The organism is Paenibacillus sp. E222 (genome assembly GCF_013401555.1).
Classification (GTDB): Bacteria; Bacillota; Bacilli; order Paenibacillales; family Paenibacillaceae; genus Paenibacillus.
This window is the reverse complement of record NZ_CP058552.1, coordinates 6,089,735-6,114,039: the sequence shown is the minus strand read 5'-3', so window position 1 is coordinate 6,114,039 and position 24,305 is coordinate 6,089,735. Positions and strand designations below refer to the sequence as shown.

Annotated in this window: 23 protein-coding genes; 21 read left to right on the top strand and 2 right to left on the bottom strand. The window is 45.5% G+C overall.

Annotation, left to right across the window (positions count from 1 at the left end; translation table 11 throughout):
- Positions 1–5 precede the first annotated feature (5 nt).
- The 5 genes from HW560_RS27120 (at position 6) to HW560_RS27100 (ending at position 3,732) form a co-directional block, all read left to right on the top strand.
- Positions 6–236 (top strand): KH domain-containing protein, encoded by a 231-nt coding sequence (locus HW560_RS27120; RefSeq protein WP_024630185.1) that lies wholly within the window; start codon positions 6–8, stop codon positions 234–236.
- A 240-nt stretch (positions 237–476) separates the two neighbouring features.
- Complete coding sequence (gene rimM, locus HW560_RS27115) at positions 477–989, top strand: ribosome maturation factor RimM (RefSeq protein WP_179265170.1); 513 nt, start codon at positions 477–479, stop codon at positions 987–989.
- Between the two features lies 1 nt (position 990).
- Positions 991–1,758, top strand: a complete 768-nt coding sequence (gene trmD / locus HW560_RS27110) for a tRNA (guanosine(37)-N1)-methyltransferase TrmD (RefSeq protein ID WP_090895903.1) — start codon at positions 991–993, stop codon at positions 1,756–1,758.
- A 193-nt stretch (positions 1,759–1,951) separates the two neighbouring features.
- A complete protein-coding gene (locus tag HW560_RS27105) occupies positions 1,952–2,332 on the top strand; it encodes a VOC family protein (protein ID WP_090895906.1) in 381 nt (126 codons plus the stop codon).
- Positions 2,333–2,475: 143 nt separating this feature from the next.
- Entirely contained in the window at positions 2,476–3,732 is a 1,257-nt protein-coding gene (locus tag HW560_RS27100) for a hypothetical protein (protein ID WP_179265169.1), read from the top strand.
- A gap of 1 nt (position 3,733) precedes the next feature.
- On the opposite strand, the gene HW560_RS27095 is transcribed toward HW560_RS27100, so the two are convergent.
- A complete protein-coding gene (locus tag HW560_RS27095; RefSeq protein WP_090895911.1) occupies positions 3,734–4,699 on the bottom strand; it encodes a polysaccharide deacetylase family protein in 966 nt (321 codons plus the stop codon).
- A gap of 509 nt (positions 4,700–5,208) precedes the next feature.
- On the opposite strand from HW560_RS27095, the gene rplS reads away from it, so the two are divergent.
- The 10 genes from rplS to HW560_RS27045 all read left to right on the top strand — a co-directional run bounded on the left by rplS (position 5,209) and on the right by HW560_RS27045 (position 14,094).
- Positions 5,209–5,550 carry a 50S ribosomal protein L19 gene (rplS, locus tag HW560_RS27090; RefSeq protein ID WP_024630190.1) on the top strand — a complete coding sequence of 114 codons (342 nt, stop codon included), beginning with the start codon at positions 5,209–5,211 and terminating at the stop codon, positions 5,548–5,550.
- 256 nt (positions 5,551–5,806) lie between these two features.
- A complete protein-coding gene (gene lepB / locus HW560_RS27085; RefSeq protein ID WP_090895915.1) occupies positions 5,807–6,427 on the top strand; it encodes a signal peptidase I in 621 nt (206 codons plus the stop codon).
- 165 nt (positions 6,428–6,592) lie between these two features.
- Positions 6,593–7,456, top strand: a complete 864-nt coding sequence (ylqF, locus tag HW560_RS27080; RefSeq protein WP_090895917.1) for a ribosome biogenesis GTPase YlqF — start codon at positions 6,593–6,595, stop codon at positions 7,454–7,456.
- A 402-nt stretch (positions 7,457–7,858) separates the two neighbouring features.
- A complete protein-coding gene (locus tag HW560_RS27075) occupies positions 7,859–8,563 on the top strand; it encodes a ribonuclease HII (protein ID WP_371129121.1) in 705 nt (234 codons plus the stop codon).
- 31 nt (positions 8,564–8,594) lie between these two features.
- Positions 8,595–10,643, top strand: coding sequence for a TrbL/VirB6 family protein (locus tag HW560_RS27070; protein ID WP_179265168.1), 2,049 nt, complete (start codon positions 8,595–8,597; stop codon positions 10,641–10,643).
- A complete protein-coding gene (locus tag HW560_RS27065) occupies positions 10,640–10,948 on the top strand; it encodes an EscU/YscU/HrcU family type III secretion system export apparatus switch protein (protein ID WP_090895922.1) in 309 nt (102 codons plus the stop codon). The genes HW560_RS27070 and HW560_RS27065 overlap by 4 nt, the downstream gene beginning before the upstream one ends.
- Positions 10,942–11,340, top strand: a complete 399-nt coding sequence (locus HW560_RS27060; protein WP_090895924.1) for a YraN family protein — start codon at positions 10,942–10,944, stop codon at positions 11,338–11,340. The genes HW560_RS27065 and HW560_RS27060 overlap by 7 nt, the downstream gene beginning before the upstream one ends.
- 496 nt (positions 11,341–11,836) lie before the next feature.
- Positions 11,837–11,998, top strand: coding sequence for a paeninodin family lasso peptide (locus HW560_RS27055; RefSeq protein ID WP_143067009.1), 162 nt, complete (start codon positions 11,837–11,839; stop codon positions 11,996–11,998).
- A 64-nt stretch (positions 11,999–12,062) separates the two neighbouring features.
- Positions 12,063–13,274 carry a carboxypeptidase-like regulatory domain-containing protein gene (locus tag HW560_RS27050; RefSeq protein ID WP_179265167.1) on the top strand — a complete coding sequence of 404 codons (1,212 nt, stop codon included), beginning with the start codon at positions 12,063–12,065 and terminating at the stop codon, positions 13,272–13,274.
- 268 nt (positions 13,275–13,542) lie between these two features.
- A complete protein-coding gene (locus tag HW560_RS27045) occupies positions 13,543–14,094 on the top strand; it encodes a nitroreductase family protein (RefSeq protein WP_090895928.1) in 552 nt (183 codons plus the stop codon).
- A gap of 239 nt (positions 14,095–14,333) precedes the next feature.
- On the opposite strand, the gene HW560_RS27040 is transcribed toward HW560_RS27045, so the two are convergent.
- Positions 14,334–15,938 carry a YifB family Mg chelatase-like AAA ATPase gene (locus HW560_RS27040; RefSeq protein ID WP_090895931.1) on the bottom strand — a complete coding sequence of 535 codons (1,605 nt, stop codon included), beginning with the start codon at positions 15,936–15,938 and terminating at the stop codon, positions 14,334–14,336.
- 524 nt (positions 15,939–16,462) lie between these two features.
- On the opposite strand from HW560_RS27040, the gene HW560_RS27035 reads away from it, so the two are divergent.
- The 6 genes from HW560_RS27035 to trmFO all read left to right on the top strand — a co-directional run bounded on the left by HW560_RS27035 (position 16,463) and on the right by trmFO (position 24,292).
- Positions 16,463–16,918 (top strand): MarR family winged helix-turn-helix transcriptional regulator, encoded by a 456-nt coding sequence (locus tag HW560_RS27035; RefSeq protein ID WP_090895933.1) that lies wholly within the window; start codon positions 16,463–16,465, stop codon positions 16,916–16,918.
- A gap of 248 nt (positions 16,919–17,166) precedes the next feature.
- Positions 17,167–18,327: an ADP-forming succinate--CoA ligase subunit beta gene (sucC, locus tag HW560_RS27030; protein WP_090895935.1), complete on the top strand. Its 1,161-nt coding sequence runs from the start codon at positions 17,167–17,169 to the stop codon at positions 18,325–18,327.
- Positions 18,328–18,406: 79 nt separating this feature from the next.
- Complete coding sequence (gene sucD, locus HW560_RS27025) at positions 18,407–19,336, top strand: succinate--CoA ligase subunit alpha (protein WP_076289497.1); 930 nt, start codon at positions 18,407–18,409, stop codon at positions 19,334–19,336.
- Positions 19,337–19,583: 247 nt separating this feature from the next.
- Positions 19,584–20,714 carry a DNA-processing protein DprA gene (gene dprA, locus HW560_RS27020; RefSeq protein WP_179265166.1) on the top strand — a complete coding sequence of 377 codons (1,131 nt, stop codon included), beginning with the start codon at positions 19,584–19,586 and terminating at the stop codon, positions 20,712–20,714.
- 120 nt (positions 20,715–20,834) lie between these two features.
- Positions 20,835–22,925: a type I DNA topoisomerase gene (gene topA / locus HW560_RS27015; RefSeq protein WP_090895940.1), complete on the top strand. Its 2,091-nt coding sequence runs from the start codon at positions 20,835–20,837 to the stop codon at positions 22,923–22,925.
- A gap of 23 nt (positions 22,926–22,948) precedes the next feature.
- Entirely contained in the window at positions 22,949–24,292 is a 1,344-nt protein-coding gene (gene trmFO / locus HW560_RS27010) for an FADH(2)-oxidizing methylenetetrahydrofolate--tRNA-(uracil(54)-C(5))-methyltransferase TrmFO (RefSeq protein WP_373564963.1), read from the top strand.
- Positions 24,293–24,305: the final 13 nt, after the last annotated feature.

The window sequence follows — 24,305 nt, the reverse complement described above, 5'->3', positions numbered from 1 at the left end:
CCTCTATGGAAGAATTAGTAAGCATAATTGCTAAGGCTTTGGTCGATCATCCGGAAGATGTGGCGGTTCGGACGGTTGAGAAAGACCGGCTTGTCGTTTATGAGTTAACCGTTCATCCTGACGATGTTGGGAAAGTGATTGGTAAACAGGGACGAATCGCAAAGTCTCTTCGTACAGTCGTCACATCAGCAGCAGTTAAGATGGATAAACGGGTAACCGTTGATATCATATCTTAAAGATATACGAAAGGGGGTTAGGATGCATGTCCTAGCCCCTTTTCGTGCATGCTGAAACTTAAATCATAGAATTGAAATAGCTCGTCAAATATGATGATCTGCGGAAGTAGTGAGGGTATGGAATCGATACTGAAGAAGCGTTAGGATAACAGCGAGTCGAAGAATGAATCCATAACCGGAACGGCAGCAGGGAGATCATCACATATGAGTACCAATATGAATGGATTGTAGGAGGAAAGTATGGCAGAGTTTATGAATGTAGGCAAAATCGTCAATACGCATGGCATTCGCGGAGAAGTGAGAATCATGCCTTTAACTGATTTCCCGGAAGTGCGCTTTGCGAAAAATGCAGAGTTGTTTTTCTTTACACCCGATAATCATCCAGTCATGGTTAACGTGGAATCTGCACGTTTGCATAAAAACATGTATATTCTTCGTCTGAAAGAGTATGACAACATTAATGAAGTAGAGAAGTTTAAAGGCGGCATGGCCAAAGTGTTAAAAGAGAATCTGGCTGAGCTGGAGGAAGGTGAATACTACTTCCATCAAATCGTAGGGTGTTCTGTCATCACCGATGAGGGTGAAACACTTGGAACCATCTCTGAGATTTTGACTCCTGGAGCGAATGATGTATGGGTTGTCAAAACGCCGGCAGGCAAAGAAATTCTGCTCCCGGTTATTGATGATGTTGTTCTTGATGTGGATGTTACAGAGAAGCAAGTCAAGGTTCACCTGATGGAAGGGCTGCTGTAACATGAAAGTGGATGTATTAACCCTATTCCCGGAAATGTTTGACGGTGTGTTCGGAACCAGTATTCTGGGTAAAGCCCAAACCAAAGGGCTTGTATCTCTGGGAGCAACAAACTTTCGGAATTTTGCGACCAATAAACATAATACAGTCGACGATGCACCTTATGGTGGAGGTGGAGGTATGGTATTAAAGCCAGACCCCATCTTTGCTGCTGTTGAAGATGTATTAGAGCAGCGGGGCGAAGCTGCGGCAACGATGAAACCGCCACGTATTATTCTAATGTGTCCGCAAGGTGAGACGTTCACACAGAAAAAAGCAGAGGAACTTGTACAAGAAGATCATCTGATTTTTATTTGCGGACATTATGAAGGCTACGATGAGCGTATCCGTGAATTTCTCGTGACGGACGAGTTGTCGATTGGTGATTACGTGCTGACGGGTGGCGAGCTGCCTGCGATGGTGGCGATTGACAGTATTGTGCGCCTTATTCCGGGTGTGCTTGGCAATGAGACAAGTGCTGTAACGGATTCCTTTAGTACCGGATTGCTTGAATACCCGCATTATACACGTCCTCCCGAATTCAGAGGTATGAAGGTTCCAGATATGCTGTTATCCGGACATCATCTGAATATTGAGGCATGGCGCAGAGAGCAATCCTTGCTTCGTACGCTGGAACGTAGACCCGATATGTTGGAGACGGCGGACTTGACGGACAAAGAACGAATTTGGCTAAATAAGATTCGTTCCGAACGTGAAAAGAATGTTGAGTAATTTGATGGTATTTCGTTTGAGCACGTAAAATAATCTCTTTCGAAAGTCTGAAAGACCAGCCTAGTGATATATAGGTTGGTCTTTTTTTATATTGAAGAATGTGAAAAAACTGGATTTTCATTGGCAGGTACTATAAAATGTGAGTATAATATGAAACTTGGTTTCATCAAATGAAACGAAAGGTGGCTTATATATGTCTTATCACTTTTATGGTCTTGACCATGTGCAACTTGCTGCACCAGAAGAGTGTGAAACGGATGCACGTGATTTTTTTATTAAAGTGTTAGGTTGGAACGAGATTCCCAAACCTGAAATGTTGAGAAAACGTGGTGGTGTTTGGTTTCAATGTGGCATGCATCAAGTACATATTGGAGTGCAAAAAGATTTTGTTCCCGCTATAAAAGCACATCCGGCATTTCACGTACAGAATTTAGATGCGTTGCGTGACGTTCTGAATCGTAACCATATTCAAGTCATTGATGATGAAGCGCGGACTGATGAAGGTGTAAAAAGGTTCTATATCAATGATCCCTTTGGAAATCGACTTGAATTTCTAGAATGGATTAAGCCATAAGCTAACAAGCTTACTCCTACTATTGAACACTCTTGCCGCTTTGAACATTTTTGCTTGTTCCGAAATGGGGTTGTATAAACTGAAAAATTTCTTTATGGTGATCTCAGCTAGAAGCGTATGACGACATGCTGAGGAGGAAGAATATGAATCATCAGCCTTATGAAGTTGGCAGAATGAATATTAGTGAAGCTGGAGAGCGCTGCAAGATGCTTCTGGGGGATCTGAATGGAGATGGCAGGCTTGAGATGCTGTTGGTACAGGCAGATGGGGGCATAGACGATCGTTACGTTCCGCATCAGGTATGCTGTTTGTCGGCATATGATCTGGATGGAACATTAATGTGGCAGGTCGGAACACCAAATCCGGACGCAGGCGGTCCAGGATCAGACTATCCCGCTCAGATTGCAGATTGGGATGGGGACGGAAATAATGAAGTGCTGTGTGTAATGAACAAACAATTTCTTATTCTGGACGGAAGAACCGGGGTGATAAAGAAACGTCATGATTTGCCTGGAGAGCAAGCGCATGACTGTATTATCCTTGCAAACCTGACTGGGGACCAACACACAATGGATATCCTGCTGAAGGATCGGTATAAGACGTTATGGGCTTTAGACCATGATTTCAATGTGTTGTGGAAGCATGAAGGCAATATAGGTCATTTTCCGTGGGTATACGATATCGATGGGGATGGCAAGGATGAAGTGATGGCCGGGTATGACATGCTGGATCATGATGGAACATTATTATGGTCCTGTCATAATCTTGATGATCATGCAGACTGTATATGGTTTGGCGATGTGGACGAGGATGGAGAGGTTGAAATTGTTATCGGTGGCAGTGTCACGGTGATGATGGATCGGCACGGTAATGAAAAATGGCGATATGAGGATTCGATTGAATCACAGCATATTGCATTGGGGAAATTTTATGGCGAAAGACAAGGATTACAGATTGCAGGTCTGGATCGGATTATTCGTGGAGATGAGAATGGTAAGGATGGACTATTTATGCTGGATCGCGACGGAAAAGAACTATGGAAAGAAGATCGTAAAACTCGTGGCTGGTTAACCATTATTGAGCCTGTACGCAACTGGGATGACAGCGGGCTTGACTATATCCTGGCTTATCGCCGAGGTGGGGGCGACCTGCCATCTTTGATTAATGGTAACATGCAAACGGTTGCAGCGTTCGGAAAAGAGGGCTATGCCGTACACGCAGACTTGTGTCAAAGCGGAAGGGAACAGGTCATCATTTATGATGCACATGAGGCGGTGATCTATTCCAGCTCAGTGATGGATGTAACCACTCCAACCTCTGTGAACTTAAAAAGAGCCCAGCTTCAGCCGAAAAGGCTGTATAGCTCGACTCTTTATCCAGGCGGGGAAGTTTCAATCTAACTTAATGACTGATCTCTACGACAGGAAGGATTTCCTGTTGGTCTGATTCATGATGGAGCAATGCAGCCAAATCGGTTCCTGTTGTAACCGTTAATCGTGGGAGCTTCATAGGATTATCCCCAGGTCGAACAAATCCTGAACGTACGGAAAAGGCCATGCGATATCCATTTTGCTGAAGTTGATAGATCATCTGTGTGCTGGTATAACCAAAAGGGTAGGCAAGATATGGCGTATCAATACCCGTTTCTTTCATCAGCTTTACGTCATCATTCAACAGGCTTGTGTCGAGTCCAACAGGTACGTTGTCGCCGCAACGCATATATCCTTTGTGATGCAGATTATAGGTATGGCTATTGAACTCAAAGACGTCTTTAGCGGCCTGCATCTCCTGTTTGGAGATAAACGTATTTTTGGTTGGATCAAAAGCCGAAGGCTGATCCTGAATTTTGCTGCCGATTACAAACAGGGAAGCATGGAAATTATATTTTTTGAGCACAGGGTAGGCTAACGTATAATTGTTCTGATATCCGTCATCAAAGGTGATGACAATTGACTTTTTGGGCAGGGAGATCTGTCCATTCACGTATTGCTCTAGCTGCTCCAGTGTAATTGTGTTATAGCCTTCTTCATGCAAATATTTCATGTTTTCTTCGAAATCTTCCAGATTAATGATCGATTTGTTGTTTGATTCGTGATTGTTGATTTTGGGCAGTATGTAATGATACATCAGTACAGGTACTTCAGTAGCCGAACCTGGTGCGATGTGAAAGGTAGCCAGATCAAGTGCAGGTTTGCTGGAATAGTCGGAGTGAGACATTAGAAATGCCTTACGTTTGACCATATCCCAGGACGTGCATGCTTTGTGAGACATTGCATTGGTAGGATGAGTTACCGCATACGCATACATTGTAATGGTACAAGTGAGTAATGCGAGTGCAGCAAGAGCAATTTTTTTGAAGTGTTTCATAAGTCGATTGGTTCTCCTTTTGCCATTTCATTTCTTCGTGGAATTACATTTTAGATGCTCAGCACGTAATCCAACAAGCTATATCATAGACGATCTTTCTTGACAGAAAGTTACAGTATTTTTTCCGTCTCATGCTTGACTTATTCCAGAATACTAATTATGACAATCCATAGGGGCGAATCTTCGATGTGCATAAAGGAATTGTGCAGAAAAGAGGATGGAGAGATGTAGCTTAATGGGAGTGTAATGTGACTATAATAGAATTCAGGATTTGTTTAAGATGAACGTTATAGTGGATAACGACTAATTGGAATAAAGGTCATTAAAGAAGGCGATTGAAGAACCAAAGAGTGCTGTCAGCAATTTGTTTATTTTTCCTTGTGTTTTGTTATGGTGCGTGATACAATAAGTCTGTTATGTGGAATACGGCGGTCCTCTATGGATAATGAAGGAGACAAGGTGTTCTCTGGAAGAAGTATGAACGCCTGTACGGAAGGAGGGAGTCATAGATGAATATCGTTCAAGCGATTACACAAGAACAACTTCGTAAAGATATTCCGAGTTTTCGTCCTGGTGACACTTTGAAAGTGCACGTTAAGGTAATCGAGGGAACTCGTGAGCGTATCCAATTGTTCGAAGGTGTTGTGATTAAACGCCGTGGTGGTGGAATCAGTGAGACTTTTACAGTTCGTAAAATTTCTTACGGTGTAGGTGTGGAAAGAGCTTTCCCGCTTCATTCCCCTAAAATCGATAGAATCGAAGTGGCTCGCCGTGGTAAAGTGCGTCGTGCGAAGCTTTATTATCTTCGTGAACTACGCGGTAAAGCAGCGAGAATTAAAGAAATTCGTTAATATAACGGATACCGGGGAGGGCTTGGAGACAAGCCCTTTTCGTTTTTGTCCGGGAAAAGTTGAACCGGAGGTGCACTTCCGAGTAAAATGGTATGGCGGCACACGCGCGAATAGTCCGGGAGGCTTGTGGAATCAGTTATTGAAGGACATTTGAATTGTGGATTAAATGTACTGGTAATGCTTGCGTGAAAGATTACATAACTGATGATGTGTAAAAACTGCTATAACATGTACTGTGAAGAGAGGAAGATCATTAATGGAACAGGAAGTTCAACAGGACCAGGGCAATACTGTCGAAGAGAAAGGCAGTCGATCCAAAAAAGCCAAAAATGAAATTTTCGAATGGCTCAAAGCCATCGTGATCGCACTAGTACTTGTCATTTTGATTCGGTGGTTGCTGTTCAAACCGTTTGTTGTGGACGGGCCTTCCATGCAGCCGAATTTTCATACAGGTGAACGTGTGATCGTCAATGAAATTTTATATGATATCAGAGAGCCACAGCGCGGAGAAGTTATCGTATTCCACGTTCCATCTGAAGGCCGTGATTTCATTAAACGTGTCATTGCTGTCGCTGGTGATACCGTCGAGGTCCAGGATGATACGGTTCTCGTCAATGGTAAAAAAGTCGATGAGACTTACATTCAGGGAGCCATCGATGCTGCTGAAGCGAACGGTGGAACCTATAACGTGAAGGACTTCCCTAATGAGCAATTCCCGGATGGGAAAGTACCTGAAGGTCATGTTTTTGTAATGGGGGATAACCGTCCGAACAGTACAGATAGCCGGATGATCGGTTATGTGTCATTGAAGGATATTGTAGGTCGTGCAGATGTGATTTTCTGGCCGATCGGCGATATCAAGTGGATTAACCATTAATATGAATGCAGGATGTATAAGCAAAATATGGAATGTGCACTAAACGTTAAGGGTAGAACTAATCTGGGGATAATAGAGATCTAAGATGGTTTTGCCAGCAAAGTGATGCGGTGTGCATGTTATAGAAAAAGCTTGTACATCAACAAATAATGAGGTGAAGACAAGGTGACGATTCAATGGTTTCCAGGTCATATGACCCGAGCCAGACGCCAGATTCAGGATAAATTAAAGCTGATTGACGTGGTCATCGAACTGCTGGATGCCCGTCTGCCTGTCTCCAGCCGCAACCCGATGATTGACGAGATTTTACAGGGCAAACCCCGGATGATTTTGTTGAATAAGTCCGACTTGGCGGATGCGAAAGTGACGCAAGAATGGATTGAATATTTCAAAAAAGAGGGAATCACTGCTTTCCCTGTAGATGCTTCAACAGGAACCAACGTGAAAGACATCCCAACACAAGCCAAGCTTCTCCTTAAAGAAAAAATTGACCGTCAAGTAGCTAAAGGGATTAACCCTCGAGCGGTTCGTGGACTGATTGTTGGTATTCCAAACGTGGGTAAATCCACGTTAATTAACAGACTGGCTGGACGGAACATTGCGGCAACGGGAGATCGTCCTGGTGTGACGAAGGGACAACAGTGGATTAAAGTGGGTAAAGAGATGGAACTGCTGGATACCCCGGGTATTCTTTGGCCGAAATTTGAAGATCAAAACGTGGGTTATCGTCTTGCGGTAACTGGTGCAATTAAGGAAGAGATTCTGAATGCAGAAGACATCGCCTTTTTTGGCATCAGTTATCTGATGCGTTATTACTGGGATTCACTTGAAGAACGCTATGGACTTCAGGAGTTCTCCAAGGATGCGGATGATTCGGACAGCGTTGTTGCGATCATGGAACAGGTTGGTCGTATACGTGGTTGTGTGGTAAGTGGTGGGCGTATCGATTTGGAAAAGGCATCGCGAGCATTTCTGCGTGAACTGCGTGCGGGCAAAATGGGACGTTTCTCTATGGAAGCTCCTTATTAAATAAGAAACAACTGCCGAAAGAAGCGGCCGTTACCGGATAACCGGGAGCGGTCGCTTTTTGCCGTACTGGAATTAAAATAGAGGAACCGTGATTGATCTGGAAGGTGATTCTAGAAAATTGCACTTTATGGGATTGCATTGTAAGTATATCTGGGTCTCTTAAATCATGCTATGATGAGTGATAAAGATTTAGCCAGCTCAATGTTGAATATCTTCAATTTAAGCCATCAGATACCGATAAAATAATAACTCACCATCGTATGATCATGTATGCTTCACAGAAGTTTATTTCTTGTTTAATTGGATCTGATAGAACAAAAATCGGGGAATCTACGTCTATATAATAAAATGATATAAAAATGATGTGTTGAAGCAAGAGTGGGCAGAGGAGATGACACTGTAATGAAGGAAATGAATGAGTTAACTGAATTGACCCAACTGGATGCCCTGGTTGAACCGAAAAAGAAGAAAAAAGAATTGGTGGAGCCCAAAGATCTGCTGATCTATGAGCGTGAATATTGGGAAAGCGGATTTGAACATATTGCCGGAATTGATGAAGTGGGACGTGGCTGTTTATTTGGAGATGTAGTAGCGGCAGCCGTTATTTTACCTCGTGATCTGATTCTGGAAGGGGTTAATGATTCCAAGAAATTAACGGAGAAAAAGCGCGACGCATTATATGACATCATTATGGAAAAGGCGTTGTCAGTGGGGATCGGTTATGCGGATGCGGAAACGATTGATCAACTGAATATTAAACAGGCTGCAAGGCTTGCCATGAAACGTGCGGTAGAAGCGCTTGAGGGCGTGCCGGACTACCTGTTGGTGGATGCCGAAAAGGTAGATGTGAATATACCGCAGTTGTCCATTATTAAAGGCGATGCCAACAGTCAATCCATTGCGGCAGCATCCATTATTGCGAAGGTTACCCGGGATAGGCTTTGCAAGGAGGATTGGGATACGTTATATCCGGAATATGGTTTATCGATACATAAGGGATATGCAACGAAATTTCATCGTGAACAAATTATGGCTCTTGGTGCTACACCCATGCACCGTCGCAGTTTTCTCGGCAATCTGCTTGGAGAACAGCACACTTTATTCTAATTAAACCATACACGGAGGGAGGGTGAAGGTTTTGAATATAAGTTCCGTGATACGTGGGTTGCTAGGGGATAGTAAACCGGGAAATGCCAAACCGCTGGAGTTAAAGGAAGGTCAGGTTGTACGGGGTTCTGTGGTTAGTGTATCCGATGATGGAGCAGATGCGGTTCTTCAGATTCAGGGTGTACAGGTGCGTGCAAAACTGGAAACCCCGCTTCGCCCAGGCGAAACAACACTGCTTCAGGTCCAGCCTCCAGGTGAAAATGGCGTAACGGTAATGAAACCTCTGACGGGTACATTGGCAGAACTGCCACAGGCATCTTTGAACAATTTGCTTCAGGAGGTAGGTTTACCGGATACCAAGGGGAATCGGGAACTGCTGTTAGCTATGCAGCGAAGCGGATTACCTTTAACCAAGGATAATGTAGCCATGGTTCAAAATATGATGACAGCCAAACCTGCGCAGGTGCCTGTTGAAGAGTGGGTGCAGGCAACAGGTATTGCTTTTCAGCGTGGTCTTCCGGTTACGGCGGAAACGGTAAAGGGCTTGCATCAAGCGGTATTTGGCCCGCCACTACATCAGTTGTTGAAGGGGTTGGCTGAACAGCTGGAGTCCATGCTAACCCAAACCGCGGGTAAAACGCTGTCGACCGGAGAACAGGCGGCTACGGTGAAGAATAACATTATGGGGGGAGTGCCTGTACCGTTAAACAGAGAGCAGGCGGGAGAAACGGTAGCTGCCTTAGGCGGTAACCGTCAGGTAGGAGGAACAAGTGGTTTATCTGGGCAACCTGTGCCTGGGGCAGCTGCTGGTGGTACTCCAATGGCAGATGGACCGGAGGATGCTGTTGGTAGTAGTGCGGTGAAAGGCAATGGACAGACTGGAGCAGGGACTGCCGAGATGGCTGGGGTTAAGACTGGGGCCAGCCATGTTGAAACTGCTGGCAAGGTGGGTACAGGTATTCCGGCAGGAACCGGAATACCTGGCGAGAGCCTGCGTGCAGCTGACGCGGGCGTTGCTGGAAGCCGCCCGAGCACGACGGGGGCGGCAGTGGAAGCTGCGGTTGGCCGAGTGATTGCAGGCCAGCCTGAGGGTGGCGTGGCCGGACGAACCGACGGCCGCGGTGAAACGCCTGCTGCTGCGGGGCCTAGCCCTTCCGCAGCAGGGCAGGCGGCGCCAGCAGCTCCATCGGCAGCGCAGCTGGCGCCCAAGCTGCTGGCGCTGCTGGACGCGCTGCGCAGCGCGTCCACAGCCGCACCGGCACAGCCGGGTGCGGCGACACAGGCCGCCCCTGCATCGCAGGGCGGCCAGGCGGCTGCGGCTGCCGGAGGCGTGCCGCAGCCTTTGCCAGCCGGCGCGGATGCGCTGCCGGCTGGCGGTAGTGCCGCAGCACCTGCGGGAGCTGCGGCGGCGCCCGTCACCCACGAGGGGGACCCGTGGGTGGGGCGCGTGTTGAAGCTGCTCGGTGCGGAGCACGAGCAGCAGGCAGTGCACGGCGCGGCTGCGCAGGCGCGCGTGGGGGATGTGGCGAGTCCGGGAACCGCGGACACGCTCAAGGGCTTGCTGCTGCAGCTTGCCAGCAGCGATGGTGCACCGGCGGCGCTTAAGGATGCCGCCGGACAGGCTGTGCAATTTCTGACAGGTCAGCAGTTATTGCTAACAACAGATCGGAGTGCTACCTTTGCACAGATGCACTGGTTTATCCCCATTACCGGACCTGATGGAGAAGAGACGGCTTCCGTCCAAATTCAATCACGCCGCGGACAACGTGGTGAGTTGGATGCATCCAACTGTCGCCTGTGGTTCGATCTGGATATGAAAAGTCTCGGTCCAACACTGGTCGATGTGCATGTTGTCAACAATATCGTCAGTCTGCGTGTACTGAATGACGGCGAAGGAATGGGACCGCTTCTAGAAAGTGGGCGTGAAGAGATCCATCGGGCGCTGGACAAGCTGGGTTATCAGTTGCTGACTTTCAAGGCGGAACCCTGGCCTGTTGGCCAGGAACAGGGTGCTGAACGTAAAATGACTGCCTCGGACTACAGTCCTGAACGATACAAAGGGGTGGACATGCGGGTATGAAAGAGGATTCGCAACCGGACCTGATATCCAAAAAGGCCGTTGCTTTAAAATATGTACCTGGTGAGAGCGAAGCGCCAGTGGTCGTAGCCAAAGGCCGTGGCAAAGTAGCAGAGGCCATTCTGGATAAAGCCAAGGAAAATGGTGTGCCGGTTCAGGAGGATGCCGCACTTGTTGAAGTGCTTTCCAAGCTGGATTTGGATGAACAGATTCCGTCCGAACTGTATCAACTGGTGGCCGAAGTGTTGACCTACATTTATCGTGCTGACCGTCTGGCTTCTGGACGAGAGGAAGAGGAATCGTGGTAGAGCGCAGATCAGAACAAGCTCCAGCTTCAAAACTGACACGTCAGCAAAAAGGACGATTGGGTGAAGAAGCTGCTTGCGACTGGCTTCAGGAGCATGATTATCGCATTTTGAAGCGCAATTGGCGTTGCCGTAGCGGAGAGATTGATATCGTTGCTTCCCATGAAGGCATGATTATTTTTATTGAAGTCCGCAGTAGAAGCGGAACTATGCAGTATGGTACACCCCAGGAGTCGGTAGATATCCGTAAAATGAAGCAGGTACGTGCAACTGCATCTGTATATTTGCAAATGACGGGAGAGACAAATCATCAAATTCGTTTTGATGTGATCGCAGTCATGCTGGATAAAGCAGGCGAAACCGTCTCGGTTGATCATATTATTAATGCATTTTGAGTTCCTACTATATAAGGGATTCTTCTGATGTGTTAACCCACAGGAAAGACACTTGAAAAAGTGACTCTCCTGTGGGTTATTTTTTTTGGGCTGGTTATAGGTAAAAAGAAATTAAGAACATAACTGCTTCACATGCAGTAATGATGATACAATTTGTATCTAAAAGCGAGTAATTGAAATTATCCTCATTGTTAATATTTCCTTTTCCGATCGTTAATGGACTACATCTCATTAATAATTCTCTAAATAAGAGCTCAAACGATGTGTTTCAAACCAGTCTATGCTACTGAGTTGCTTGTTATAAAGTGCACTCATTCTCCTTGCCATATATGTCCATTCCCAAGTTCATTCTAATTCCATAAACAATAAAGCCTCGCGATGTGTTCTAACTTATTGCTAGACGACAAAAGAGATTGAAGTATTAAAATAAATAGATACAAAATGTATCATTTATAATAAAATAAGAAAAGAAAATATTAAAAAGAGGGTGTGAACTATGAAGGAAATTCAATCTGCTGCAGAAAAGAAAGATAAACAGGTCTGGGAGACTCCTCGAATGGAAGTCCTGGATATAAGTGAAACCATGAACGGTGGCGAGGAGATTTGGCAATATGTATGGGGCGGGGAATTTTGGAAGCTCGAAATGTTAGTCAGTTAGATAGATGTAACAATTTCATATTGTTAAAATTTACTATTATATTTGGATGAGGTGAACGATTGTCATGAGTATTCAATGGAAATGGATGATTCGTTTAAGTGTGTTTTTATTATTTTCTGGGGTGTTTGGTCTGCTGCATTCTGAAACGACATATGCAGCATCCAAAGATGCTTCTGTCAGGGAAATGGGGAATCGTTTCGCTCAAACTGCGTATATTATTGGACAAATTACTGATCTCGATGGTTTTCCAGTAAAAGATGTGAACGTACATATTACGCAGCAAACGGGTGGGGAACAAAAACAAATAGTGAAGACCGATTCCAAAGGAGATTTTCGGTTTGAAACGGCGATAGGTGAAAGCACAGATTTCTCCATTAAAGCGGTAGCGAAGGGGTACTTGGATTCAGGAATGAATTTTAGTTATGTAACCTTGAATCCGGGGGATACGAAAGTAGTGAATTTAGTACTCTTTGAGCCAGCCACCATCGTAGGTACAGTGACTGACCAATCGGGCAAACCTATTGTGGGTGCAATTGTAAAAGCTACAACGGTAAGCCAAACAATTAAAACAGACAAGGATGGCAACTACGCCATCACGGGGATTAACGCATATCAAACCACAAACATTGATGTTGAGGTCAATGCGAATGACTATGTTCCGTACACGAAATATGTGACAGTATCCTATGGAACTACGAATAAATTGAATTTCTATCTGCAAGAGGCTGCAGCTGTAAACGGCGTGGTGATCGCTGAGAGTGGAAAGGGGATCATAGGCGCCAAAGTGACAATCAATGGTTTACAGACAACAACAGACAAACAAGGTAAGTATACGATGAAACAGCAGCTTCCGGGACCAAGCACAATCTCTGTCGAAGCGGATGGTTATATCAAGCAAACGATTAGGGTAACTTTGGTCAAAGGACCTAACAATAATTTTGATTTTATTCTCAAGAGTAATGTGGACAAAACCGCGCCTATAACCAAATATGCCTTAATTCCTCTAACAGAGGTATCTAACGGAAAACAATATATTAATGGTTTTAATTTTAAGTTAAAGGCAACGGATGAAGTTAACGGATCTGGCTTGAAGATGACCCAGTACAGAATCAATGGCGGGCAATGGATCACGTTTACCGGACCAATAAAAATTTATGCTCCTGATGTCAAAACAGTGGAGTATTTCAGCACGGATATCGCCGGCAACCAAGAAAAAATAAACAAAATGGATTTTGTGAATGGGAAATATGAAGGAGCAGGATCATACCCTTATTGATTAAATAGCTATTTATAATGAAGAAAGGCGACGTTGACTCTAAGAATCCCTCCGTGGGGGAAGAGTCGAAGTCGCCTTTTTGCATCCGAAATAATCAGAACGAAATAATGTTATCCGCATTCCTTTGAATCCAATGAACAGATCAGTGTATAATCAAGAGGGTAATCCAGTTTTGCTGCACCGTTTGATTTTTCATAAATGAGTCGATTCACACCGCAGGCTTGAACTGCGGTCATGGATAATTTTTTATAACCTGGGAGGCATGGTCATGAGTAAATCTACTCAAACGGGTAACGTTGTAAGAGAAGCCATTCAAAATCGTCGTACCGTCAAAAAGTTTAAAAAAGAAGCTGTTCCCACACAGCAGATTATTGATTTGTTAGATACAGCCGTATGGGCACCCAATCATAAATTGCGTGAGCCGTGGCGGTTTTTATTGTTTAGCGGAAATGGACTGAACAAGCTCGCAGACGCTATTGATGCAGAGATGGGAGAGGATAACAAGTTCTCTGCCAATATCAAACAGGTCCCTTCCGTCATGCTTGTCGTTATGGAAGAAGATCCGCGCCAGAATATTTGGGATGAAGATTTTGCTGCAGTGAGTGCATTGGTACAGAACTTCCTACTCGCTGCATGGAGTGAAGACATCGGAACGTTCTGGGTAACCAAGCCTTTCCTGTATGGACCCAAATTCCGGAAGTCCCTTGGCATTCAGGCTGGAGAAAAAATTATCGGAATGGTTTACATGGGGTATCCGGAGGTTATTCCTTCTGCCAAAGAACGTACACCAGCCAAGGACAAGCTGACTATATTTGAATAATTGATATCTTGTTCGCTATACTTTCGAACGTGATGTTATATGCCAAGCCCCTGCACGTATGCATTCTTCTTTTATAAAGAGGATATATATGCAGGGGTATTTGATTTGTGAAAATATTTAACCTTGAATTTGAAATCTACAGATATCTCGCTTGAACCTTTCATGATGCTTAAAGGTGAGGCACGTATTTCCCCTTATAGCCTTGCCCTAATAGCCTTTATTGCCTGGATGACCCTCGCTCAAAATAAATTCAAATCCAGTTGACGATACTGAATCGCCTCAGCCACATGAGCTGTCAAAATGACGCCATCATGATCCAAGTCTGCGATTGTCTGGGCCATCTTAATAATTCGATCATGTGCACGCATGCTCAGATTCAGTGTTTGCAGTGTCCGCTGAAGCAGTTGGTCAGCTTCTTCAGGCAGACGGATCGTTCGACGCAGAAGGGTACCTGATAGCTGGCTGTTCCAGCGAACAGAACGATTCGCATATCGTGCGGCCTGAATATGATGAGCATGAATGACTTTGGACTGCATTTCCGCAGATGAAGGAGAAGCGCCTGCCTTGCGCCACTCGCCTGGGGGAGGAACTTCGACCTGAAGGTCGATGCGATCTAGCAGAGGTCCCGAGATTTTGGCACGGTAGGCGGCAACACGAGCAGGACTGCATATACAGCGCTGATCCTCCGATTGGGCAGAGAGATATCCGCAAGGACAGGGATTCATAGAGCAGGCGAGCATAAATTGTGCTGGAAATGTGAAGGCAGCTCTTGCCCGGCTAATGGTGACTTTACGATCCTCCAATGGTTGTCTTAACACTTCTAGGACTTGCCGCTGAAACTCAGGCAGCTCATCCAGAAACAATATCCCCCGGTGAGCAAGACTTACCTCGCCCGGTTTGGGGATGCCGCCGCCTCCAATTAGACCTGAAGTGGAGATCGTATGGTGTGGAGAGCGAAAGGGTCTGTCCGCGATGAGACCATTCGAGGTATCTTTAAGCTTGCCAGCAGCACTTAACACTTTGGTGACTTCCAGCGCTTCGTCTTCGGACAACGGTGGGAGAATTGTAGGCAGTCGTTTAATTAACATGGTTTTCCCTGTTCCTGGTGGTCCGACGAGCAAAATATTGTGCATGCCTGCTGCGGCAATCAGGAGTGCACGCTTCACATGATGCTGTCCCAAAACATCACTATAATCATCGTCCAACGACGGAGATCGCATTGGACCCTCACGTCGCTCCATATCACCGACATTGGGATTCAGAGCAGACAGATGGGTGTAATTTTTTAAAACAACAGGCCTGGTATTCTGTAGCCGTCCTTCCTTGTTCTTTGAATTCGTTTCCTGTTCAGGTACGATATCTTGCAAATGACGAATGCCATATACCCGTATACCCCGAATCAACGAAGCCTCTTCCAGATTATCGGCGGGCAGAAGAACAGAGGTAAAGCCTTGCCGTTTCGCCAAATCGACCATGGACAAAATACCAGGCACAGATCTCACTGAACCGTCCAATGCCAGCTCACCCACCACCAATGTCCGTTCCTGTGCAGGAAGTACCAGCTGACCACTTGTTGTCAGTAAACCAATAGCAATGGCAAGATCGAAAGAAGATCCTTCCTTTCGCAAATCGGCAGGAGCCAGATTAATCGTAATCCGCTGCAGCGGATACTGATAGCCACAGTTTTTTATAGCGGCACGAACGCGTTCAACCGCTTCACGAATAGCCGAATCCGGCAATCCGATAATAGACGTCTGGGGTAGACCATTCGACAAATCTGTTTCCACTTCAATCAAAACGCCGTCAATTCCATATAAACAGGCACTATGCAGTTTTCCGTACATAATAAAAGAAACACCTCACTTCGTCCTTGGCGCGCATAATACGGGCCAGTCTACGAATTAAGGTGCTTCCTCAGCTTCTAACAAGCATTTTATATAAAAGAAATCAGGGCGTCAACCCGTCATCGTCATAGCTGTTGTATATCATTCCCTGACTCCTGGATTGTTTACAGTTACCGCATGAAGTTTCTAGCAGATGTATAGAATGTTCAGTTCTGAATCAATGTCGCGCTGTTGGGAAAAAAGAATGTAGAAGCTGGTTGAGCTGTTTCAACAATCAATAGTTTTTTGTTAAGTAGTCATATGATTTTGATCATCTATGTCTCAAATTATATTTTATACAATTAAATTTATCACTATTAAATAGAAAAGTAAAATCATTTGTGCTCAATTATTCTGTTTTTTTTCTAATTTATGATAAGATAGATGAAGGGCTCCTTATAATTCGCGAATTATAGCGGTTATAACAGTTGTAAGCCTCAATTATAAGAAATATAGAATGCACAATAGGTAGGTGAGACAGATATATGCAGAATGAAAGTTTGAAGCTGGATAATCAATTATGCTTTGCCATATACGCTTGTTCACGTGAAATTACGAAGATGTACCAGCCCTACCTTGAGGTGCTTGGTGTAACCTATTCTCAATACCTGGTCTTGATGGTATTGTGGGAACGTGAAGAATGTACGGTTAAGGAAATCGGAGAGGCACTTTACCTCGATTCAGGGACTTTGACACCTCTTCTGAAACGTTTGCAGTCAGCGGGACTTATTCATCGCGAACGTTCAGTTCAGGATGAACGAAAAGTATTGATTACACTTACCGACGCCGGGCGGGAACTTCGCCATAAAGCCTTGTCTATACCTGAAGCGATCCGGGAAGATGCATGTCTGAACAGTTCAGAGTTTGAATCTTTACTGGGACAGTTCAAGGGGCTTCTGGAGAAAGTCCATCAGACCAACACCAAAGAAGCCAGAAAATAAACTGCATCGTTGTATTACTATTAGAAACCTTGGCTTATTAGCCGAGGTTTTTTCCATTAATATCCAAGCATTCACAATATGGGATCATACCCATATCAAAATACTGTCTATTAACCATTACTTTTTTAAGGAAAGCGTTTTAAAAACATGTTACAATGAATTGGGTTTAAGTGAAAATAGTCAACATTTGTCTTTTGTTAGTCTACCAACCCGCCTTGTTGCAGTCATGTTGATAGGAGGATTCGAGAATGAATATCCATGAATATCAAGGAAAAGAAGTACTGAAACAGTATGGAGTCACCGTTCCAAACGGAAAGGTTGCTTATACAGTCGATGAAGCGGTTGCGGCCGCAGAGGCACTGGGCAGTCCGGTGACTGTAGTCAAAGCGCAAATTCATGCAGGTGGCCGGGGGAAAGCCGGCGGTGTGAAAGTAGCGAAAAGTATCGACGAAGTTCGTGCTTATGCATCCGAAATTTTGGGAAAAGTATTGGTAACACACCAGACTGGACCTGAAGGTAAAGAAGTGAAGCGTCTTCTGATTGAAGAAGGGTGCGACATCCGCAAAGAGTATTATGTGGGTGTTGTTGTGGACCGTGCCACAGGCCGCGTCGTAATGATGGCTTCCGAAGAAGGCGGTACAGAGATCGAAGAAGTAGCTGAGGCTACACCTGAGAAAATTTTCAAAGAAATTATTGACCCTGCAATTGGATTGCAAGTGTTCCAGGCACGTAAACTGGCGTACAGCATTCGTATTCCGAATGAGTTGGTGAACAAAGCAGTTAAGTTTATGCTTGCGTTGTACACAGCATTTGTCGAAAAAGATTGCTCCATTGCCGAGATCAATCCACTCGTTGTTACCGGAGATGGAAACGTTATCGCGCTGGATGCAAAATTGAATTTTGATTCCAACGCCTTGTTCCGTCACAAAGACATTCTGGAACTGCGTGACCTGGATGAAGAAGACGAAAAAGAAATCGAAGCTTCCAAATTCGACCTGAGCTACATAGCACTTGATGGCAACATCGGCTGTATGGTAAATGGTGCGGGACTTGCGATGGCGACGATGGATATCATCAAATACTATGGCGGCGACCCGGCCAACTTCCTCGATGTTGGGGGCGGTGCTACAACAGAGAAAGTGACCGAAGCTTTCAAAATCATTTTGTCTGACGCCAAAGTGGCGGGTATCTTCGTTAACATTTTTGGCGGCATTATGCGTTGTGATGTCATTGCCAATGGTGTTGTTGAAGCAGCGAAGCAGCTGGGCCTGACTAAACCGCTGGTTGTTCGTCTTGAAGGAACTAACGTGGAGCTTGGCAAACGTATTTTGGGTGAATCTGGCCTGAATATCGTTCCTGCCGATTCCATGGCCGATGGTGCACAGAAAATTGTTGCCCTCGTAAAATAAGTTCATTCCTGGGCAAATTGCTGCCTTAGTTCCGGAGCTGTCCGGCACTTGAAAAATAACCGTAAGGATGTGAAGCAACGTGAGTATTTTGATTGATAAAAATACAAAAGTCATTACGCAAGGCATTACGGGTTCAACGGGAATGTTCCACACGAAGGGCGCATTGGACTACGGAACCCAGATGGTAGGCGGCGTTACACCGGGTAAAGGCGGAACCAATGTTGATATCACGCTGGAAGATGGCAAAGTAGTCAGTCTGCCGGTGTTTAATACAGTACAGGAAGCGAAGGAAGCTACTGGCGCAACAGCGAGCGTCATCTACGTTCCTCCGGCATTTGCAGCGGATTCCATCATGGAAGCTGTTGACGCAGAGCTGGATCTCGTGATCTGTATTACCGAAGGTATTCCGGTCCTTGATATGGTCAAGGTTGACCGTTTCATGGAAGGCAAAGATACCGTTCTGATCGGACCAAACTGTCCGGGCGTTATTACACCAGGTGAATGCAAAATTGGCATCATGCCGGGTTATATTCATATGCCTGGTCACGTTGGCGTGGTTTCCCGTAGTGGAACACTCACGTATGAAGCTGTTCATCAATTGTCTGCACGTGGAATTGGACAATCTTCTGCTGTGGGAATCGGTGGCGACCCGGTTAAAGGCTCCGAGTTCATTGATATCCTGAAACGGTTCAATGAAGATCCGCAGACACATGCGGTCATCATGATCGGTGAAATCGGTGGTACGGCTGAAGAAGATGCTGCAGAGTGGGTACGCGAAAACATGACCAAACCGGTAGTTGGATTTATCGGTGGGGTTACGGCGCCTCCAGGCAAACGTATGGGTCATGCGGGTGCTATTATCTCTGGTGGTAAAGGTACAGCCAAAGAAAAAATTGCGAAACTGGAATCTTGCGGAATCAAAGTTGCTCCAACGCCAGCTGAAATGGGCTCGACTCTTGTGAGCGTACTTGAAGAACGCGGAATTCTGAATTTGTGCACGACACACTAATTCTTTTTTCGTTATAATAGAAGAAACGGTGCAGGAAATTTATTTTTCTGGTGAGCCGACTATTGATAATGCGGAAAAGGTAAGCAACCTTTTGTCCTGAACAGGGCGAAGGGTTGCTTTTTTGCGTTTTTTTACGGGTGTAAAAGGAAGCTGTTGTCAGCCTGTAAGAGTAAACGCTTGCAATCCGTTGTCACTTATCACACAATATGAGGGAAGATTTTCTTCCCGTTATGGGAGGTTTCTGATTATGGAAGAGAGATGGATTTTGATTGGACTGCATGAAACGGATGGTATTGGTAAGAAAACAATCTCGAAACTGCTATCAGGACAACATCAACTGACGGATTTTCTGGATTATAAAGAAGGGGATTGGATTGCCGCGGGTTTACGGAAGGATCAGGCTGACCGTCTAACCAAGCAATTTAATATCGACTGGATTGAGCAGAGACAAGAGAGTGTTTATAAACAGGGAATTAAAGTCGTTACCTATTTGGATCAGGACTACCCCATATTAATGAAGGAAACCGTTCAGCCGCCCTGGGTAATGTATGGTCGCGGAGATCTAAATCTCTTGCACGCTCAATCCATTGCAATGGTAGGAACCCGCATGCCCACTGTATACGGACGTAAAATTGGTGAAAAACTGACCGAGCAATTATGCAAGGCAGGGCTGACCATTGTAAGCGGGCTTGCTAGAGGAATAGATAGCGTATGTCATGATGCGGCTCTTCGTGCAAACGGCAAAACAATTGCGGTATTTGGGACAGGAATTGACAACATTTATCCTCCCGAAAATACAAGTCTTGCCGAACGAATTGCCGAAACAGGGCTGCTTTTGTCAGAATATCCTCCGGGAACACGGGCGCGTCAGGGGTTATTCCCTGAACGTAATCGAATCATTGCAGGGTTAACCCTCGGTACGCTAGTCGTTGAGGCTGATATCCGAAGCGGATCACTCATTACTGCAGATGCTGCACTCGAAGCGGGAAGAGACGTCTTTGCAGTCCCAGGTCCCATTACATCTCCCAAAAGCCGAGGCTCGCACAATCTGATTCGTCAGGGAGCAAAATTGGTGACATGTGCCACAGATTTATTGGAAGAGTTTCGATTGGACTTGCCAAATGCGGAGCAACTTCCTTACAATAGAGGACGTTCGGCGGAAAGTAGTGAAACTTCGAATCAAGGAATATTCCCTGTCGTAAAACTATCTTCAGATGAAGAACGTGTTATTTATCTGCTAGAGCAGGAAGAACAATCACTGGATCAACTTGTGGAACAGCTCAACTGGGATTTTGGACATTTGCATTCAGTTCTGTTATCTTTAATCATAAAAAAGCAGATTAGCCAATTACCTGGAACTAAATACGCAAGGGTATGACGATGCTGCGATCAAGGCAGCATGTGAAAATAGATTATTAGCGGAAGTTAGTCCTGCTGTTGATGAAGTATGAATCATAAAAACAAGCAGCAGTTTCATGACTGAGAGGAGGATGAACCTATGGCGGATGCACTCGTAATCGTGGAGTCGCCCTCAAAGGCGAAGACGATCGGCAAATATTTAGGCAGCAAGTTCATCGTGAAAGCTTCGATGGGACATGTACGCGATTTGCCAAAGAGTCAGATCGGCGTTGAGGTGGAAAACGATTTTAATCCGAAATATATTACGATCCGCGGCAAAGGTTCAATTTTGAAAGAACTGAAGGATGCACGAAAGAAAGTGAAAAAAGTGTATCTCGCAGCTGACCCGGATCGCGAAGGTGAGGCTATTGCTTGGCATTTGGCCCATGCACTTGAACTGGATGAAACTGCCGATTGCCGAGTCGTATTTAATGAAATTACGAAACAGGCTGTCAAAGATGCGTTCAAAACGCCGCGCAAGATCAATATGGATCTGGTTAACGCGCAGCAGGCAAGACGTATTCTGGATCGGCTCGTAGGATATAAAATTAGTCCATTATTATGGAAGAAAGTCAAAAAAGGATTGTCCGCTGGCCGCGTTCAGTCCGTGGCTGTCAAAATCATTTTGGATCGTGAAAACGAAATTAATGATTTTGAACCGGAAGAGTACTGGAGCATTACTGCCAAACTGACAGCGGACGGAAATCCGTTTGAAGCCAAATTCCATCAGTTAAACGGCACCAAGACCGAACTTGGCAGTGAGGCAGAAGTACAGGCCATTTTAAAACAGATCGAGGGCGCTTCTTTTACAGTCAAAGAAGTTAAAGAGAAGGAACGCAGCCGTAACCCTTCTGCTCCGTTTACAACGAGTTCCTTGCAGCAGGAAGCAGCGCGTAAATTGAATTTCAGAGCTTCCAAGACGATGTCTGTCGCCCAACAGCTGTATGAAGGGGTAGACCTCGGAAAAGAAGGCACAGTCGGTCTCATTACGTATATGCGTACGGACTCTACCCGAATTGCAGCATCGGCTCAGGAAGAAGCCAAGGAATACATTATTGGCAAGTACGGTGAGCCATTTGCACCAGAGACGCCTAGAAACTATTCCAAAAAAGCAGCCAATGCCCAAGACGCGCATGAAGCGATTCGTCCAACGTCAATTTTGCGTGATCCGGATTCCATTAAATCGTTTATGAGTCGTGATCAATTCCGGTTGTACAAACTGGTTTGGGAACGTTTTATAGCGAGCCAGATGTCATCTGCCGTTCTGGATACACTCTCCGTGGACATTGCTGCAGGAGATACAATTTTCCGGGCAGCTGGTTCGAAGGTTCGTTTCCAAGGATTCATGAAGGTATATGTAGAAGGTAATGATGACGGCACAACGGAAGAAGATCGTCTGCTGCCTCCGCTGAAAAATGGAGATGTGCTGGAGAATCGGGAAATTGAGCCGAAACAGCATTTTACACAGCCGCCGCCACGTTATACGGAAGCAAGGTTGGTTAAAACACTTGAGGAACTGGGCATAGGGCGTCCGAGTACATATGCGCCAACGCTGGAGACCATTCAGAAGCGTGGATATGTTGCCATTGAAGAGAAGAAGTTCATGCCAACGGAATTGGGCGAACTCGTCATCGAACAGATGGAGGAGTTTTTCCCGGAGATCCTGAATGTGGAGTTCACCGCCAACATGGAAGGTGATCTTGACCATGTGGAGGAAGGGTCGGAGGATTGGGTCAAAGTACTCGCAGAATTCTACGAATCTTTTGAGAAACGCCTTGAGTTTGCAGAAGAAGAAATGAAAGAAATCGAGATTGAAGATGAAGTATCGGATGAAATATGTGAGAAGTGCGGCAAACCGCTCGTTTATAAGCTGGGCCGTTTCGGCAAGTTTCTCGCATGTTCCGGATTTCCGGATTGCCGGAATACCAAACCGATCATTAAGGATATCGGTGTAACTTGTCCGAAGTGTAAGGAAGGGCATGTGGTTGAACGCCGCAGTAAAAAGGGACGTATTTTCTATGGTTGCGACAAATATCCTGAATGTGATTTTGTATCATGGGATAAACCGTCAGCGAAACCATGTCCAAGTTGTGGCTCACTAATGATTGAGAAGCGGAACAAACAGGGAACACGATTGCAGTGTACTTCATGTGATCATCAAGAGCCGGTAGAGGAACCGGAAGAAGAATGAGCGGATTAGCTTAATGGGGGTAAATGATTTTGACGAATGAACAACAAGTAACCGTTATTGGTGCCGGGCTCGCAGGAACAGAAGCAGCTTGGCAGATCGCAAGTCGTGGTGTGCGCGTAAAACTATACGAGATGAGACCGGTTGTGAAAACGCCGGCTCACCATACAGATAAATTTGCAGAACTGGTGTGCAGCAACTCGCTTCGTGCCAATGGGTTGACCAACGCAGTCGGTGTATTGAAGGAAGAAATGAGAATGCTTAATTCTCTGGTCTTGGGTGCAGCAGACCGTCATGCCGTTCCGGCAGGTGGAGCACTTGCAGTGGACCGGGACGGATTCTCAGGTGAGATCACATCTACGCTTCATCAGCATCCACTCATCGAAGTTGTCAATGAAGAGTTGACTTCTTTGCCTGAAGACGGAATCGTTGTAGTTGCAACGGGGCCTTTGACTTCACCCGCATTGTCCGAGCAAATCAAGGCACTTATGGGTGAAGAATACTTTTACTTCTATGATGCGGCTGCGCCAATTATCGAAAAAGATTCCATTGATATGAATAAAGTTTATCTGGCTTCACGTTATGATAAAGGCGAAGCAGCATACTTGAACTGTCCGATGACAGAAGAGGAATTCGATGTGTTCTATGAAGCATTGATCACAGCGGAAGTGGCTCAACTGAAAGAGTTTGAGAAAGAAATTTATTTCGAAGGCTGTATGCCAATTGAAGTCATGATGAAACGTGGTAAACAAACAGCTTTGTTTGGCCCAATGAAACCTGTAGGACTTGTCAATCCGCATACTGGAGAACTGCCTCATGCTGTTGTTCAGCTTAGACAGGACAATGCGGCAGGAACACTGTATAATCTGGTAGGATTCCAGACGCATCTGAAATGGGGAGAACAAAAGCGTGTATTTTCTTTGATCCCAGGACTTGATAATGCGGAATTCGTCCGTTATGGCGTAATGCACCGTAATACATTTATCAATTCTCCTAAACTGCTTCGTCCAACGTATCAGTTCAAAGAGCGTCCGAACCTGTTCTTTGCAGGTCAAATGACGGGAGTAGAAGGGTATGTTGAATCTGCGGCATCCGGTTTAATCGCGGGTATGAATGCGGCCAAAGCAGCGCTTGGGCAGGAACTGGTGGTATTGCCTGTGGAGACCACGCTGGGCAGTATGGCACAGTATATTACAACAGCTGATTTCAAACACTTCCAGCCCATGAACGCAAACTTCGGATTGCTGCCAAAGCTGGAAACTAAAATACGCAACAAAAAGGAAAAAAATGAAGCACTTGCGCAGCGTGCACTGGATGGCATTGCCCGTTTTGCAGCAGCAGAAGGTCTAACCGTTCCGGAACGCGTGTAAATTAATCGTGGGA